The organism is Bartonella sp. AP20NXHL (assembly GCF_042196165.1).
In the GTDB taxonomy this organism is placed as follows: Bacteria; Pseudomonadota; Alphaproteobacteria; order Rhizobiales; family Rhizobiaceae; genus Bartonella.
In genome coordinates, this window is the sequence record NZ_JBHIPV010000001.1 from 92,049 (window position 1) to 111,059 (window position 19,011).

Consider the following 19,011-nt stretch of genomic DNA (forward strand, 5'->3'; position numbering starts at 1 on the left):
AAAGGTGTTCTCAAAGGGTTTTGAAAGCTTTTTCTCATTTTTACTATGGAAACGCACTTTTTTCTGATTTTCGGTAATTTTTGTAATTTTAGGTGTCAAAATCTATTTTGATAAAACGCGCATTTAATGGTAAAAATTGTACATAAAACAACAAATTACCACGTATTCCTACTTAATCCCGCCTCTTTCCACTTAGTATAAAACCTACTGTCAAACTACAACAATAACTCTTAAAACTTGAAAACCTTCATATATGCAAGGGGATTAGTGTGCTTGATTTAACAGGATTGAAATGAGAAAAACTTATGATACTCGCGCACGCTCATTCAACATGCAAAATGATAGTATCTTGTTATGCTGTATAACACTGTTATTTATGACAAATGATATAAGGAAGCCTCCTTGGCTAAACTTCCCTAGCGCGTTAAGTATTTTTTTAATGCGTAGTGAATATTTTTAAGTCTTATCTATCGCGCCTTATGTAAGTGAAGCGTATGCGTTGATAGACTAAGTAGAATCTGCTCAAAAAACAGCCGAACTATTTCAGACCAGCAAAGGTTAAGAATCCTCATCCTTAGGGCAGAACAAAAATCAATCTTATAAACAATATGTTGAGGCAATATACTTGTTTTAAAGTGCCGAAAACTACGTCTTTATAGGTCTAGCAATTCGCTTTGTATTACCAAAAAAATTGATATAACGTTGTACTTCTTTTGAATCACCGATCGTTTTTTCAGGATTATCTGAAAGTTTCACGGCTGGTCGACCATTGGCATAGGTCACCTTACAAACAAGGGAAAGAGCATCAAGAGTTTCGATTTCCTGAGGTGCACAGCCTGTAAAGTCATTGGTAAGATCCGTGCCCCACCCAAAACTCATGCGCACTTTACCATGGAAATGATGATAGGTTTTTTCAATTGTATTGACATCAAGAGCATCAGAAAAAATTAGAAGTTTTTTGCATGGATCTTTTCCTTTTTCTTTCCACCATTGAATAATACGTTCGCCACCTTCAATAGGGGGCGCACTATCGGGTCTGAAACCCGTCCAATCAGCTACCCAATCTGGTGCATTGCGTAAAAATGCTTCTGTACCAAAGGTATCAGGTAAAACAATGAGAAGATTTCCACCATAATAACGGTTCCAATCCTGCAAGACTTGATACGGAGCTCTGCGTAATTCATCATCGTTATTGCTGAGAGCCGCAATAACCATGGGCAATTCGTGTGCATTGGTTCCAAGAGCTTCTAAATCCGTATCCATGGCAAGAAGAACATTAGAAGTTCCAGTAAAAGAATTACCAATCCCTTCTTTTAATGCTTCCACACACCAGCGCTGCCATAAAAAAGAATGGCGGCGCCTTGTCCCAAAGTCAGATATTTTAATATCAGGCAATTTTTTGAGACGTTCAACTTTACTCCACATTTTTGCTTTAGCACGCGCATAAAGTACATCAAGAGCAAAACGATCTAGTTTTTTGAGAGCAGCACGTGAACGTAATTCACTTATAATAGCAAGGGCTGGAATTTCCCACATAGAGCTATGAGCCCACGAACCATAAAAATGAAGAATATACTGGCCATCTTTACGGGTTAGTTCATATTCTGGGAGTTGAAAATTCTCAAGCCACTGAAGAAAATCCGGTTCAAAAATTTGTTTGCGTCCATAAAATGTATTACCAGCAAGCCAAATCATTTCTTTTTTTGTAAAGTGCAAACTAAGAGCATGATCAAGTTGAGCACGTAATTCACTCTCATCAATATCATCGGCAAGACGTATTGTTTTAGAGCGATTTATGAGGGAAAAAGTAACATCAACATTAGGATATAACCCCCAAATCATCTGCACCATAAGAAGCTTATAAAAATCCGTATCGAGAAGTGAACGAATAATGGGATCAAGTTTCCAAGTATGATTGTAAACACGTCTAGCAATATCCGGATGATTCATAACCTTTTTCTTTCAGTTTCATAAAATCTAAAATATTATGCACCAACACGGCTAATATAGGCGGTGCAATATAACAACTCTACAGTTTTGGGCAAGAATAAAAAAGTCTGCTCTCTTTTTTCATCTTTCATCTTTAATATTTGACAATACGTATAATTTCATGCTGACCTGTTTTTTGTAACTTTATCCCTGTATGAAATTCGGTATATTCTTTGCTATTAACATAGAGCATATTTTTAGGTCCCCATTTTACTTTAATGCTATAAACGGCATCATAAAACTTCATTGTTGCTTCATATTTTGGCCAAATAGAGGGTAAATGTGGCTGCAAAAACAAGAGGTCTCCCTGACGCTGTATTCCAAGAATAGCTTGTGTTGCGGCGCGATAAAACCAACCGGCTGAACCTGTATACCAAGTCCAACCGCCTTGACCACATCGTGGTTCAACAGCATAAATATCTGCGGCCATCACATAAGGTTCAACACGATAAATTTCAGGATCTTGTCCGTGGGTAATTGGGTTTATCATAGAAAATAAAGCATAAGCTTTATCGTTTTGTTCCATTTCAGCCAACGCAAAAATACTCCAAATGGCACCATGCGTGTATTGACCACCATTTTCTCGAATTCCTGGAGGATAACCTTTTATGTAACCAGGCTCGAGCGTACTTTTATCAAAAGGCGGCCAAAAAAGGCGAATGAGTCCACCTTTTTTATCATAGAGATTTTCCAGCATTGATGTCATTGCTTGTTTTTGGCGTTCAAGCGATGCCATTTGAGAAATGACAGCCCAAGATTGAGCAATGGTATCAATTTGACATTCATCATTGATTTTAGAGCCCAGAGGCGTTCCATCATCAAAATAACCACGTCGATACCAAGCACCATCCCAACCATTTTTCTCTAGGGATTTTGTTAAATGTTCAAGGTGCGTACTCCATATTTGCATATGGCTATTGTCACCACGTTTTTTGGCTAAAGAGATAAATGCTTGTAATGTGTGCCCAAGAAACCATCCTAACCAAATGCTTTCGCCTTTTCCTTCCACACCGACCAAATTCATGCCATCATTCCAATCCCCACCTAAAATAAGAGGGAGACCATGTGGTCCGCAGCGTTTAATGGCAAGGTCTAAAGCTAAAGCACAATGTTCATAAACTGTTGCAACCTTTGAGGATTGGGTGGGTTGAAAATAAGCATCCTGTTGCCCACTTTTGAGAACATCACCTTCAATAAAAGGAATCAGCGTATCAAGAAAGGCATTATCGCCAGTGGTATTGACATAAAGAGCTGTTGCATATGCAAGCCAAACGATATCATCAGAAATGTATGTACGAACACCAGCATTTGTGTCAGGCAACCACCAATGTTGCACATCACCTTCAAGAAATTGGTGCGCTGCTGCATTTAACAATTGTTCACGTGCTAATTGTGGTTCCAGCAATAACAAAGACAGGCTATCTTGTAACTGGTCACGAAAACCAAATGCACCACTAGCTTGGTAAAAGCCTGCGCGTGCCATGATGCGGCATGAGTAGATTTGATAAGGAAGCCAATGGTTGACCATAAGATTAAAAGAAGCGTCAGGTGTTTTGACTTGGAAAGGAGAAACAAAATCACTCCATTGCTGTTTTTGTTTTGTGAGCTGAATTTCAAAATCACTTGCACGCACTTGATTAAGTAATTTTTCAGCTTCTTGCCTATTTTCAGCACTGCCAAGATAGAAGATGATTTCTTTTGTTTGCCCTGGTTGAAGATCAATATCATAGGCGAATGCTGAACAAGGATCACATCCTGCTTCAATGGTATTCGAAAGAGCACCGGCTTTACGGATCGCATTTGGACGTGTTACGGTTCCCGTTTCACCAATAAATTCAGCGCGATTGGTCGTAGTGCTGGTTGGCATTTCGGATGCTGATAAAAATGTAACTTGTTGAGATTTCTCGATGTGATAGGGATTTTGAATAAAATGTGCACCCCATCTGGCCTCATAAGAGAAAACAATAAAGGGGGCATATTTTGTACGGATATTTCCCAAAACCCATTCAACATAATTATAAAGGCGTAAACTACGTGGTTTTTTCCCTTCATTCGTAAGGATAAGACGTGAAAAGCGAATAGGTTTTTCGGGATCAAGTGTATGAGTCAGTTCTAATGCGATTTCTGAATGTGTTGATTTAAAAGTTGAGAATCCAAACCCATGACAAGCCTCATAGACAATATTTTCGTCACATTCAACAGTAGAAACGGGTGAGAAACGTTTTAAAGACTGGCGATCAACCAGATAAAGAGCTTCTCCTGGCCGGTTAGACGTTGGATCATTCGCCCAAGGAGTTAGTTGATAATCGCGGCTATTGTTAGCCCAAGTAAAAATTGCACCTTCAGCAGAGACATGAAAACCAAATCTGTGATTAGCAATGACATTAATCCACGGATGTGGTGTGGTGGTACGTCCATGAAGACGTATTACATAATGATTGTGCTGATTAAAACCACCGTAACCATTCCAATATCTTAGATCTTCTCCATTTGGGAGAAAAGAGGATGGTTTTTGTTGGCTAATAAGACCAATGGAAGAAAAAAGATTTTGTTCAGTTTGTGTTGTAAATTGCTGTCCTTCGTTATATCTTGGCAAGTCTAATTGATCATAAGATTCTTGATAATTTTTACGAATTGTGAGATTAAAATCATTCTCATCAAGTCGTTTAAGTTGTTCAGATAAAGAGCCATTTTGGGCATCAAGAACGATGCGTGCTGATGCAAGAAGCGTTTTAAAACTCTGTTCACTCATTTGATCGCGTCGAAGCATGAAAATATGTTGGCGTTCATCTGCTTTTTGCGTGTGGTGATAATAAGTTTCACAGACCCACTCGAGAGCGCGTTGTGTACTTTGTATATAAGAAAATGTTTGTTCATTAAGAATGACCAAATCAACAATGAGTCCGCGCATACACCAATATTCGTGTGCTTTAAGGAGCTCGCGCAGTACGGTTATATTTCCCTCGTTATTTAATCTAAGAAGACAGAGTGGATTGTCTCCTGAGATAGACATGGGCCAAAGATCAGACTGTTTTCCTAGCGTTTTTGCTAATATTTCAGAAGGAAGACGCCACGTTCTTTCTGGATAGATAAGCGGTGTTGCATATTTTTGATAGATAATAGCTTCTTTAAGCTGGGTTCCGCTCTGATACAGTGCGACTTGTGAGCGCGTCCATGCCATTGAAAGTTCTTTTTGAAACATATCAGGTTGTCGATAATGTTTAATATGATTATTTAGCGCTTCTTTTGTATGAGCAGCAAAGGTCCAAAAAATAAGTTCTGCTTTTTCATGGGCTGAAATTTTTATACGGCATCGCAATGACATAACAGGATCAAGAACACAACCTTGACTGTTACTGAAACGAGCATTTTGGTCAAATGCAGCGGGCCGATGAATGGATCGCCCCCGACCAATAAACAGAAAGCGATCTGTTTCAGCTTCTGTCTCTTGGAGAATATCTGTTGTACTAGAAACAAAATGGGCAACATAGATTTCAGGATCACTAGGCGAGCGTTTGCGCCTTTTGGCAAAAATTGTTTTACCTTCTTCAGCAATTTCTGTCTCTATAAACATACGGGAAAAAACAGGATGAACTTGATCTGTATCCATCGTGGCAAGCGCTAATTCACCATAAGAAGTCACTTCAATGAATCGGTCTTTATTTGTCGTATTCATCAATTGAATACGTCTCCCTTCGCCACATCCTTCAGATGTAATAAGACATTCAAGTGTTGATTTAATACCATCAACCATTTTTGTATATTCAGCCTTTTCATCTGTAAAAATGCTGACAGCTTCTTCTTCAATAACACGTGTTGGCTCACCAGTAACAGACCACCACCGTCCACTATGCGTGTCACGCAAGAAGAATAAAGTACCTTGTTGATCTTCTGTTGCATCAGGAATAAAGCGCGTAATCGCATAATCGTGCCAACGGCTGTAACCAGAACCATTCGCTGTTAACATGGTAGAATAAAAGCCATTAGACAAAAGTAAAGTCGCTCGTGGTTTGAGTAACGGGTTTGTAATAATGCGCAAAGGGGCTGCATCAAATGCTTGAGACTTATTGCGCATACGATTAACAGCTTTGGTATGAATAATAGGAATGAGATGAGGCGCTCTTTCCTGTAAGAGCAATTGTGTTGCCTCAATAAAGGGATCACGGTGAAAACGATCACGCATTCGCCCTTGAAAAATAACATTGTTAAGAGCAAGGATAGACATGCCATGATGGTGCGCATAATAATTGCGTACAACGGCGTATTTTTCCCCTGTTTTCACGCGTGAAGGGGTAAAATCAACAGAGTCATAATAACCATATGTTCCTAAAGCTCCAAGATCACGAAGTCGTTTTAAATTAGCGACAGCGCAAGCAGGAGCATATTGTGCCGCTAGAAGGCTGGCATAGGGAGCAATGACAGCATTGCGTGAAAGACCACGTTGGAGTCCGAGGTTTGGAACACCAAAATGAGCGTATTGGTAATTCATTAAATGATCGCGAGCATTAAATGCGGCTTCTGAAATACCCCATGGCAATTCCCGTTTATGGGCATATTGTATTTGACAACGAATAATCAATCGATTTGTTTGATCTAGGAGAGACCCTAAAGGTTCATGCATTATGAGAGATGGCATAAGATATTCGAACATTGATCCAGACCATGATAGGAGTGCACCTTTCCCACCTATGGGTACGAGAAGTCGACCAAGACGAAACCAATGTTTAAGTTTTATATCTCCTTTTGCGATGGCAAAAAAGCTTGCAAGACGTGCTTCTGAAGCAAGCAGGTCATAACAATTTTCATCGAGTTTGTTTTCTTGAACACGATATCCAATGGATAAGAGATGCCGTTTAGGCTGTTCTAAAAAGTCAAATTTCATATCAAAGGCTATTTGCCGTGCCACTATAGCCAGCCTGTTTAGTTTTTTACGTAATTTTTCAGTATCACAATGAGCAGTCGCATCATTATGATGAGCGTTACAGGTGTCGATAAGGCATTTAGCCCAAGAAAGCGCACGAGCAGATTCTATCGTTTGAATTTTGTGGTCAAGTTCACCGACTAAGTGCACAATATCGTGGGCTGCAAGTGAAAGATTTATGACGTGAGAAGGGATCGTATTTTCTTGTTCTATAAAAGTGAAGACAGAATCATGAAAACGAGTGATGTTTTCTTCGATTTTTTGGCGTAAAGAGCGTAAACTGGGTTTATGATCTGGAATTTCTCTGACAGTTTCTTCAAGAATAGCAAGAACATCCGATAAGCCTTCTCGATCACTTTGAAAAAAAAGAGGCGGTTTTTCAGCCCATTCACTTAACGCAGAAGAGAGTGTTACCAAATGACCGGCAAGATTTCCCGAATCAACGGTTGATACATAAGTAGGCAAAAGAGGCCTAAGTGTATCCGTTTCATACCAATTATAGAGATGACCACGGAACTTTTCCATTTTTGTAAGAGAGCGTAATGTACATTCAATACGGGTGATGGTCTCTTCAAAACCAATCCAGCCAAAATCACGTGCTGCAATAATAGAAAGGAGATAAACGCCAATATTCGTAGGCGATGTACGTTGAGCAACAAGAGGTTCAGGATCTTCTTGAAAATTATCGGGAGGCAAATAGTTGTTTTGTTCGTTGACAAAGGTTGCATAATAAAGCCATGTCCGCCGTGCAATAGAGCGGAGTTTTTTTTCATCTTTTGAAGAAAGATAAAGGCTATCTTGAAAGGTTGAAGGTTGACTCACAATCCAAGCAATAAAGGGTGAAAAAAACCATGCTATCCCAAAAGGTAAAGCAACCAAACTTGCAAAACTATCAGAAAAAAGAGGGAGTGCTATAGTAAGAACACCGATAAGCGATGCTGGTGCCATTGTAAAAACATAGAAACGCAAACTATTGGGCATTGATTTTGTTGCGGCAGAAGTTTTCCATTCAAGAAGATGCTGTTTTGAAATCGTCATACGATAGAGTGTACGAATAATCGCATCGGTCATAAAATACGCCGAATGAGCAAGAAACGTCGTTTTAAGAAATATATCAGCGCTTGTAAGAGCAATTTTGTTCCCAATTAATTGAAAATGTCCACGCAAAGAATGATCTATATTAGATGAGACAAGCGTTTTTAATACACATAGAATGGGTGAAATGAAGGAGCTAAACAACAAGAATATTTGCCAGACGATTGCACTCTTTAAAGACAAAAAAGCCCATCCTGCAAATGCTGCGATTAACCACATAAGTGGAGTGAGAGAACGACGTAAATTATCCTGCATTTTCCAACGCGTCACGAAACTTATTTGACGGTGGGAAAAAAGATAAGGCAAAAGCTGCCAATCACCGCGGACCCAACGATGATAACGCATAACATCAATATTGTAAGCGGTTGGATAGTCTTCAATGACTTCTATGCTACTTACCAGAGCAGTACGAGCATAACCTCCCTCTAAGAGATCATGGCTAAGAATAGTATTTTCTTTAATTTTGCCATCAAGCGCTTGTTCAAATGCATCAATATTATAAAGACCTTTACCGATAAAGGTGCCTTCTCCTAAAAGATCTTGATAAGTATCAGAAACAGCAAAAACATAAGGATCAATGCCACGGTTGATAGAAAAAACCCGTTGGAGAATTGATGTTTTTTTTCCTGTTGTAAGAGAAGGAATAATGCGTGGTTGTAAAATGCTATAGCCCTTTACAACCTTTCCACTTTGTGGATCAAAAACGGGATGATTGAGTGGATGGTTAAGCTTTCCAACAAGTTTCGCGACGCTCTCTGGAGTAAGACGTGTATCACAATCCAGCGTCATAACAAAACGGCAATCCATAGGAAGATGTGGATTGGGAGGATAAAAGCTTGTATTTTTATCGCCTCTTAAGAGCCGATTAAGTTCATGAAGTTTTCCTCGCTTTCGTTCCCATCCCATCCAACATTTTTCGCTTGCATTATAAAGGCGTCGGCGATGTAAAAGGAAAAAAAGAGGAAGTTCATCACGATGATAACAACTATTGAGTTTATCAATACTCTTTTGCGCATAGTGCAATAAATCAAGATCATCTTGCGTTTCTCTCAATGGAGCATCTACCCAATCTGTAATGAGCGCAAAATGAATGGCACCTTTAGGATTGGAAAGATAGTGCACTTCAAGATTGCGCACTTGTTCATCAACATTAGCGCGTGATGTCATCAAAGTAGGTACAACAACCATTGTCCGTGCATGTTTTGGAATACCTTCTTTATATTCATAACCAATGAGTTGTTTTGATGGGACAAACCACGAAACAACAGTGTTAAATAAAGCAAAAGAAGCATCAATAGCAGGAAAAAGCGCCAATACAGTAAAGCAAAAAGACATCCATTGTGTCATGCCAGATATTTGTAAAAGGGCGTAAATTACCAGCAAAAGAGCAAGCGTCAGAAAAGAGACAGGAAGGGCGATGACTCTCAATTTTGAGCAACAAGAAGCGCGTGTCCATTTTATGAGAAAGTGCGGAATATATCCACAAGCCTTTTCAAATATGCCACGACCATCATCAACAAGGTACCACCCCACACAAGAATGATGAGGCATATCTTTAGAAGTGGAATTTGCCATTTCTACAACTTTATGTGCAACTTCCAGTTCACTAAGAGGCGAAAAGCGTGAAACTTTTTCAATGACTTGTCGATAAATATTGCGTGAGTGAGCATCAATTTCAGAAAAATCACTATTTTTACGCAAAATAGAATCGACACAACTCACTGTTTCAAACCATGCTATCCAATCAACATCATCTATAGCTTTAAGAGCACGGATAATATTTCCCATGGTCACACCATCTGCTGCTTGTCGGGTATGTTCATCAGCTGTTGCAATCTCTAAGCTACTGCCTTGGCTTTTCAATTGCTTTTCAAGCCAAGTTAATGCTACGGTTGAATCGACAGATGCACTGCGCAGGCGATAGAATAAATGTGCTGAAAAAGTTGGATCAACAGTAAATGGTTTATACTGCGTAAAAAGAGAGTGTAGATTTGTTTTATTTTCTACAAGAGAGATTTTATCAGCCACTTGACTAGCAAGACGGCGCATATGTCGCGCTTTTTCGATACGGACTGAAAGACGACGGACATTTTCAATGAGCAGCATTTGCATAACAGAAGGAAGAGCCCACAATTCACCAATTGTGAGCGCACAAACTTCTTGAAATCCGTTGGTCATAGCAGTGAGTGTTTCTTGTGAAAAGCTGCTATCGGTATGCGCAATATAAAGCCAAGTTAAAGCAAAAATTCGTGGTATGCCGGCTTTGTGTGTAGAAAGAGGAAGTTGCTTTATGAAGGACTTGGGTAGATTACGACGTAGCTTTTGTATGGTTTTATCAATGGTGTAATGATTATCAATGAGCCATTGAGCAGATGGTGCGATGGTTTCATCATTTCGGGCAGCAAAATCACTGGTATGAAAGGCATGAAGAATAAGTTTAGCATTTTCATTCAATCTCTTGCGAAAATCTTCTACTCCTTCATATTCAGGGAGTAAAATTTCTTTACCAGAAGCTATATCATGCCCTAAGTTATAAAGATCTTCCTGTACCTTATAAATTGCACGAAGAGGAAAATCCGTATTAATAAAATGGTCTTTTTTCTCTTTTTGAGAAAAAAAGCACTTTATGAAAGGTCTTATGCACGTCATAATGTCCCATTGTTATTCAATTACATCGTTTTTTATTTAAATTTTAAGCATTTTATCTGAATAGTGAACCGTTGTTAGACAAAAAACAAACTTTTTGTTTTTATTTGCAAGCATTTATAATTTTTGTTTCAATAATTTAAAAATAAGCAGACAATTTCTTTAGAAAATAAAAAGGTCACTCCTAAAATGAGTGACCTTAATAATAACACTAACTTTAATGATTGATGATTAATCTTGTTCTTGTTTTTTCAAAGCTGCACCAAGAATATCACCAAGAGAAGCACCTGAATCTGTAGAACCATATTGTGCAACAGCTTCTTTTTCCTCTGCAATCTCTAAAGCTTTAATCGATACTGAAATTTTACGTGTTTTTTTATCAAATGCTGTGATGCGAGCATCAACCTTTTGCCCAATTGCGAAACGCTCAGGACGTTGCTCATCACGATCACGCGCGAGATCAGCACGCCGAATGGTTGTCTCAAGGTTGTGATCAATCAATTTCACACCAATGTCATTGTCGTTAACAGCAATCACTTCGCATGTTACAACAGCACCTTTTCGCAATTCGCCAGAAGCAGCTGCTTCTCCAACTTTATCGCTGGAAAGCTGCTTAATTCCAAGAGAAATGCGCTCTTTTTCAATGTCAACATCAAGGACCACAGCCTTAACGATATCGCCTTTATTATAAGTATCAATAACTTGTTCACCAGGACGGTTCCAATCAAGATCAGACAAATGAACCATACCGTCAACATCGCCTTCAAGCCCAATAAACAGACCAAATTCTGTTTTATTTTTAACCTCTCCTTCAATTTGTGAATTGACAGGAAATTTATTGGCAAAAGCTTCCCATGGATTTTCAAATGTTTGCTTTAAGCCAAGAGAAATACGCCGTTTAGAAGGATCAATCTCAAGAACAACCACTTCTACTTCTTGTGATGTAGACAGAATTTTTCCAGGATGAACATTTTTCTTTGTCCAGCTCATTTCAGAAACATGGATCAGCCCTTCGATTCCTGGTTCAATTTCAACAAAACCACCGTAATCAGTAATGTTGGTAACAGCACCCGTAATTTTTTTACCAATCGGATACCGGACACTGATGCTTTCCCAAGGATCACTTTCAAGCTGTTTCATTCCAAGAGAAATACGGTGCGTGTCTTGATTAATGCGAATAATCTGAACTTTAATCGTTTGGCCAATTGTGAGCACCTCAGATGGGTGATTAACACGCCGCCATGCCATATCTGTAACGTGCAAGAGACCATCAATCCCACCAAGATCAACAAAGGCACCATAATCTGTAATATTTTTCACCACACCTTCAACGATTTGGTTTTCTTCAAGATTTTGTACGATTTCTGAACGTTGCTCAGCGCGACTTTCTTCTAAGACAGTGCGACGTGAAACCACAATATTGCCACGACGACGATCCATCTTCAAAATTTCAAAGGACTGTGAATTATGCATGAGGGGTGAAACATCACGAATGGGACGAATATCAACTTGGCTGCGAGGCAAGAAAGCAACGGCACCATCAAGATCGACTGTAAAACCACCTTTTACTTGGCTAAAGATCACTCCATCAACGCGTGCACCAGCATTGAATTTTTCCTCCAAACGGACCCAACTTTCTTCGCGCCGTGCTTTTTCACGCGATAAAACAGCTTCACCCATCGCATTTTCAATGCGTTCAATGTAAACCTCAACTTCATCGCCAACTTGCAAAGAACCATCTTTTGCTTTAGCTCCAAATTCTTTGAGAGGAATACGTCCTTCAACTTTAAGACCAGCATCAATAATGGCCATGTCTTTTTCGATTGCAATAACACGACCTTTAACAACAGATCCTTCATTAAGATCATTAGTTTGAAAAGATTCTGTTAAAAGGGCTTCAAAATCCGCTGTTGTGGGATTGTATTGTGACATAAGAACTCCTAATATATACCTTGTATTATAAGGTATGAGCGCTGGGTTAGTGTTAACATAAGCAACTTCTTAGCCTTTTTCCTTGAATAAAGGAAAAAAAGTTAGCGCTAGGCTGGAAGTTACCTTAACGAATTTATCCAATTATATGCATTTTTATGATTGGATCAATAAAACTGCATGCAACTTCAAATGTTGCTTCTATACTCAATTCTGACGTATCAAGCAAGTGGGCGTTTTTTGCTGGTTTTAATGGACTTTGTTTGCGCGTTATATCGCGACTGTCGCGCTGTTCAAGTTGAGCTAGGATTTCATGATAATTTGCTTGAACACCTTTTTTTAAAATCTCTTGGTAGCGACGTTTGGCGCGTGTTTGGACATTGGCTAGAATATAAAACTTGATATCGGCATCAGGACAAACAATAGTTCCGATATCACGCCCATCAAGCACACAGCCGGGCAAAACTTTAGCAAAGTTGCGTTGTTTTTCGACAAGAATTTTGCGTACAGCAGGATTAATTGCTATTTTTGAAGCCGCTTCACCAAGTTCATGAGAAGAAAGAAGAGAAGGATTTAAGGTATTAAAATCAAGTTCTTTAGCATAAATAATAGCATTTTTTTCATCATTAAGAGCTAAATTTTGTTGTAAAAGCGTATGAGCAACACTACGATAAGTAAGACCAGTATCGAGATGGCGAAGGCGATAATGTGCAGCAATTTTGCGTGCTAAGGTTCCTTTGCCTGAGGCTGCAGGTCCATCAATGGCGATAACAAAAGGCTTCAAGCGATTTTTCCCCCAAGTTGTTTTATAAAAGGAATAAATTCTGGAAAGCTCGTAGCGATCATTCGTTTATCATCAATAGTAACAGGTTTTTCTGATACAAGCCCAAAAATGAGAAAACACATAGCAATTCGATGATCAAGATGTGTGGAGACATGTCCACCACCCAAACCTTTGGCAGAACCTGTTCCATAAACAATAAGAAAATCTTGACCTTCTTCACAGTCTACGCAATTAATTTTGAGTCCTTGAGCAACAGCAGACAGTCGATCTGATTCTTTTACACGCAACTCTTCAATTCCTAGCATTACTGTTTTGCCTTCTGCAAAGGCTGCTGCTACTGCCAAAGCAGGATATTCATCAATCATCGATGGAGCACGTTCTTTGGGCACCGTAACGCCTCTAAGGACCGATGATTTTATTCGTAGATCAGCAACATCCTCTCCACCTGTTTGACGTCGGTTCAAAAATTCAATTTGAGCACCCATTTCCCACAATGTTTCGATAAGTCCTATTCGAGAGTTATTTATCAAAACATTTTCAATGGTGATATCAGAGTCTTCTATAAGAAGGGCTGCGATAATTGGAAAAGCAGCAGAAGAAGGATCCCCCGGAATATGAATCGTTTGCCCAGTAAGATGGGGTTGACCATTAAGGTGAATCAAACGCGCACCTTCGTTATCTTTTTCTATTTCAAGTTGCGCACCGAATGCTTTTAACATTTTTTCCGTATGATCTCGTGTCAGAACTGGTTCAATAACAGTTGTAATGCCGGCGGTATTGAGTCCAGCAAGCAGGATTGCTGATTTAATTTGGGAGGAAGCTATTGGAACACGGTAACGAATCGGATTAGCCATTTTCGGACCATAAAGCGTTAAAGGAAGATGATCGTCGCGCGTTGCCTCAATTTCAACCCCCATGAGACGCAGTGGATCAAGGATACGTCCCATTGGACGTTTAGAGAGAGAAGCATCACCAATAAAGGTTGTTTTCATATGATACGGACCAACCATTCCCATAACCAAACGAGCACCTGTTCCAGCGTTTCCAAAGTCTAAAGGTTTTTGTGCAGCTAAAAGGCAACCATTCCCTGTTCCTCGTATGATCCAGAAGTCATCTTTTTTAATAATACAGGCACCCATAGCTTGCATAGCAGCAGCTGTATTGAGTACATCAGCGCTTTCAAGTAATCCATGAATATATGTCTCACCACTTGCTAATCCTCCCAATATAAGAGAGCGGTGAGAGATTGATTTATCTCCTGGTATTTGAATTTTTCCAGAGAGACTACTCGATTTATAGGTGGTTATAGGGATTGCTTTTTGCATGGAAATTCTATTTAATTCTATCTAACTTTTATGAAATTGTGCATCCTTTAGCACATGCTTTAAAAGACGTCATGAAAAAATCACTGTGGAACAGTGTATTTATCTTTGACAAAGGTATTATTTTTCGATTAAGCACCATAAAATTTATCTTTTAATGGAATAATAGTTAATCAAAGAGGCACGGTTTATGGCAAAACAAGAACTTGGAACTAAACGTGTTGATCCAGAAACAGGAAAAAAATTTTACGATCTAAATCGCGATCCTATTGTGTCGCCCTATACAGGAATTTCTTATCCGCGTTCTTACTTTGAAGTTGCAGCAGCTGAAGCAAACAATGAGGAAGAAGTTGATACTGAAGAGCTTGATACAGCACTTGAAAAATCTGCTTTTATGCTTCTTGAAGAGGATGATGAGGATTCTAAAGATGACGATCTTCCTGATTTAGAAGATAGTGATGTAGATCTTGGTGATGATGATGATACATTTTTATCTCATGATGGTGACGATGAAGATGATGACGTTACTAATATTCTCGGAGGCGGTGTTTCTAATGATGACGATGCTTAAGAGAAATAAAAAAGGACATCTTTTCCATTGAATGTAAATTCTTCTTGATCTTCAACTTTGATCGTTCTAGAAAAGTTGGAATTGTATACTGTCCTTTTGGAAAAATTTGTTTTTATAGGGGCTATAGCTCAGCTGGGAGAGCGCTTGCATGGCATGCAAGAGGTCAGCGGTTCGATCCCGCTTAGCTCCACCAAAAGGACAAACTGTTCTATCAAGGGAATCAATTATAATAAAGGATGTGTACATCAATTTAAAAGGTTTATTTGCTATTTAATCATCATTCCAATAGCGCTTGTTCCTTGCATTTTAATGATATTATAATACGTTTTTAATCATTTGTTGGATTATAAAATTTTACTGTTGCAACCGTGAAAGTAGATAATTCTTTTATGTTTTGCACAGAAATAGAAAATGTGCTGTTTAACCTACGCCTTGTCTTAAAGGACAAAATTTGAATTTCCTTTACCACAATATTTCCACAAAATCATAATATGTTGGCTACCGATATCTTTTTAAAAGGTATGAAGTACTTAAACAAAGAGTAGAGAATAAAATATTAAAATATACTTCTCAATTATTGAAAATTAGAGCTTTTTTTGAGTATTTTTAATCTGATCAGATGTCCTGCCAAAAAAATTACTCACTTTGATTAGCATCTACCTGCTCAATACTAAGGTATATTAACGCTTAAATAATATATTGAATCAATTATTTTTTTCCTTGCGCATCACAAGAAAGGTTGAGGTGTGAGAGCAAAGTAGCGCCATCATTATTGTGCTAATTCCCAATGTTGGCGATAATTCTTACATTTTAGAATGTTCATAAAAAACATTTTTAGTCTTTTCTTTCACAGTTTTTATCCACATGCCAATTGCGCTTGTTATGTGCAAGCCAATGGATTTATTGATTCAACCTCAAGAGATCTGAAACGATAAAGCCCTACGCCATTCGAAATTCTTACTTTAATATGAATAACGATATATTATCTTTATAAATCAATATGCTTAAACAATTTAAGAAAAAGAATAAAAATGCTTCTCATAAATATTCTCAAATGCAAAAGCTATCACAACATTGGAGACTGACTTGTTACTTCATAGGCGCTACAAATCTTTCTCTGAATACTCCCTACCCTGAATATTCATTGTGTGTAAAGTTGCATATACCTTATCATCCTATAAACGATAGTGTTTTTACAATACAATAAGATAACTTCTTTCAATTAAGATGGACTGGATGGACGAGTATGTTTTATTTCATACAATACTAAATACACTTAGTTCTTTTGAGGACTGTAGCGCCCTCTTTATACAAAATAACGTTTTTTCGTTTAATGCATTTCTCGTTTTTTTATATTGAATATTTCACCCTTTTTATGATGCCCGAATTGCATTTGTTTTAATTGCTATTTTATACGCTTAATAAAGAAAATATTCATATAATAATCAGCCAGTAATACGCATAATTAAAATAAAAAATGATATTATATTTTAAAATTTTTCTTCAATAACCTCTGGTACTTAGCCCAATGCGAAATACCAGCGCTAAATAGAAAATAGTTTCCATTGTAAATTTTTTAAACAAAGGAGGTAAAAATGTCGAGAGTATCTTCAAATATATTGTGTATTGCAAAAGCTTTCTGTCGCTTGAGTTTATTCTAAAAAATAACAATTTATTTCATTGAACGATCAGAAAAACGAGACAGCCTTGTCGTATAATAAAAAATTTTTCCCTCAAATGATTTTACCACATCAATTCCCTGATTGAGATTTTCAAAAATCTTCCCTAATGCCACCCACATCTTTTTAATTGCTGTTCATAGAGCCTCGATATCCTTGCCATGCGCTGTGCTGCCTGTGAGAGTGCCGCAGTGGCATGCCCGCCACTACGCGCATAAGCACCATGTCCCATATGATAATTTAAATAAAGGCTATATGCATCATCAAATCTCACCCCATTGCGTTGAACACTTTGGCGATGATACCAAGCAACAAAATCAGCAGCATCTGCGAAATTCGTACGCCATGCAAAAGACTTTCCTGTCGAGCGAAGATACATTGCCCATGTACTGTCAAGCGCTTGAGCATAACCATAAGCTGTCGACCGACGCTTCCATGGGATAAAACCAAGTAGTTTTTTGCGTGGAGGACGTGCATTGTGACGAAAGCTCGATTCCATCTTAATGGTTGCAAGAATGATAGGCATAGGAATTCCATAGCGCATTTCCGCTCTTTGAGACACTTTACCCCAATTGTCAAAAAAACCATTTTTTTGTGCCAAAATAGCACAAGCATTATTTGTGTGGATGGGAGTGGTTGTTGCACATCCCTCTAGCAAAAACACCAGTGCCCCTAAAAACAAAAGGTGTCGCATATTCCTATTCCTCTCGTTTAAGAAATAAAACAAGATAGAGATACTAAAAAATGATTACCAATCAATAAAGAACATGATCTAACTTGTGATATTTAAGAAGCTTGCTTTGCTTTATTCCTCATCAGCAAAACGCAATGCTTGCGACTGAGCTAATGTTGTCATTTTTGTTGGTTCAGAGTAATTTTCTTTTAATTCAACAGTTTCAATGCGATTTGCCCGTTTCATAATTTTGGAGGACGATATCAAAATACCCTCTATATCTTCACCTGCTTTGTGAAAGTGCTTCTGTAATGCGCGAACACGCATATCCATTCGTCCAAAATCTTCCATCAATTTTGCTACTTCTGATTGAATTAAATGCGCTTGTTCACGCATCCGCGCATCTTTCATAATGGTTTGTACCACTTGGACAGAGAGCATCAACAAAGATGGTGAAACAATAATCACATGAGCTCTATTGGATTTTTGTACCAATGCCTCAAAGTCCTCATAAATTGTTGCAAAAATCGATTCAGATGGCACGAAAAGGAAAGCAGTGTCATGAGTTTCTCCAGGAATCAAATATTTTTGTGCAATATCACGAATATGGACTTCCATATTGGTACGAAATTGGCGTTCTGCCTCTTGACGCTCTTGCGCTGATTCTGCCTTACGCATAGCATTCCAAGCCTCCAGAGGGAATTTAGCATCAACAACAAGAGAAGGGGCTTTATTGGGCATATGAATGAGACAATCTGGGCGCTTTCCATTAGAAAGAACGGCCTGAAAAGCATAAGCGTTTGTTGGTAAGGCATCGGCAATAATTGCTTCCATCCGCCCCTGACCGAAAGTACCACGTGTCTGCTTATTGCTTAAAATAGACTGTAACTGAACAACTTGTCCCGTAAGCGATTGAATATTATTTTGTGCCGCATCAATCACTGCTAAACGCTCTTGCAAACGATTCAAATTTTCATAAGTGGATTTAGTCTGTACCTGAAGTGTTTGGCCTAAGCTTGTTGTCATCCCATTGAGTTGCTCACTGAGTGATTTATTCAATTCAGCCTGCCGTTGACCAAAAATTTCCGCCATCGTTTGCATTCGCCCTTGCATTTCAGCTTGTGTTTTCAGCAAGGTAGCCATCTGCATTTGTGCCTCACGTGCGCGTTCAGCAATTTCATTTTCCAAAAATGCTTTTTTTCGATGAGAATGTATCAACATAAAAAATGCCAAACAGACAAGTATAAATAAAAGCAAAAGCACTAGTTTAGAAAAAAAATCACCAGCGAGTATGGAAAAAAACGAATCAAACATAAATTGTAATATAACGCTCTTATTGTAAAAAAACGCAAGAATCCGTTATTCAATATTGACCAATAACAAACCATTGATTAATCTCTAC

At 38.4% G+C, this 19,011-nt stretch carries 8 protein-coding genes and 1 tRNA gene; 2 read left to right on the top strand and 7 right to left on the bottom strand.

Annotated elements, in window-relative coordinates:
• Nucleotides 1-645 precede the first annotated feature (645 nt).
• The 5 genes from pncB to aroA all read right to left on the bottom strand — a co-directional run bounded on the left by pncB (nt 646) and on the right by aroA (nt 14,689).
• Complete coding sequence (pncB, locus tag ACFILL_RS00345; protein WP_273790248.1) at nt 646-1,950, bottom strand: nicotinate phosphoribosyltransferase; 1,305 nt, start codon at nt 1,948-1,950, stop codon at nt 646-648.
• Between the two features lie 133 nt (nt 1,951-2,083).
• A complete protein-coding gene (locus ACFILL_RS00350) occupies nt 2,084-10,654 on the bottom strand; it encodes a GH36-type glycosyl hydrolase domain-containing protein (protein ID WP_375642994.1) in 8,571 nt (2,856 codons plus the stop codon).
• A 228-nt stretch (nt 10,655-10,882) separates the two neighbouring features.
• On the bottom strand, nt 10,883-12,583 hold the full coding sequence (rpsA, locus tag ACFILL_RS00355; protein ID WP_026500132.1) for a 30S ribosomal protein S1: 1,701 nt from the start codon (nt 12,581-12,583) through the stop codon (nt 10,883-10,885).
• Between the two features lie 133 nt (nt 12,584-12,716).
• A complete protein-coding gene (gene cmk / locus ACFILL_RS00360) occupies nt 12,717-13,364 on the bottom strand; it encodes a (d)CMP kinase (protein WP_375617510.1) in 648 nt (215 codons plus the stop codon).
• A complete protein-coding gene (gene aroA, locus ACFILL_RS00365; RefSeq protein WP_375642996.1) occupies nt 13,361-14,689 on the bottom strand; it encodes a 3-phosphoshikimate 1-carboxyvinyltransferase in 1,329 nt (442 codons plus the stop codon). The genes cmk and aroA overlap by 4 nt, the downstream gene beginning before the upstream one ends.
• 187 nt (nt 14,690-14,876) lie before the next feature.
• Between aroA and ACFILL_RS00370 the strand changes: the two genes are divergently transcribed.
• Together ACFILL_RS00370 and ACFILL_RS00375 are read left to right on the top strand one after the other, a co-directional pair.
• Nucleotides 14,877-15,257, top strand: a complete 381-nt coding sequence (locus ACFILL_RS00370; RefSeq protein WP_273790244.1) for a TIGR02300 family protein — start codon at nt 14,877-14,879, stop codon at nt 15,255-15,257.
• A 117-nt stretch (nt 15,258-15,374) separates the two neighbouring features.
• A tRNA-Ala gene (locus ACFILL_RS00375) sits at nt 15,375-15,450 on the top strand.
• Between the two features lie 1,592 nt (nt 15,451-17,042).
• Here the strand turns inward: ACFILL_RS00375 and ACFILL_RS00380 are convergent.
• Together ACFILL_RS00380 and ACFILL_RS00385 are read right to left on the bottom strand one after the other, a co-directional pair.
• On the bottom strand, nt 17,043-17,630 hold the full coding sequence (locus ACFILL_RS00380; protein ID WP_375642997.1) for a hypothetical protein: 588 nt from the start codon (nt 17,628-17,630) through the stop codon (nt 17,043-17,045).
• A gap of 111 nt (nt 17,631-17,741) precedes the next feature.
• The gene (locus ACFILL_RS00385; protein WP_375642998.1) at nt 17,742-18,923 is read right to left on the bottom strand and encodes a DNA recombination protein RmuC; all 1,182 of its coding nucleotides are present in this window, start codon (nt 18,921-18,923) and stop codon (nt 17,742-17,744) included.
• Nucleotides 18,924-19,011 lie beyond the last annotated feature (88 nt).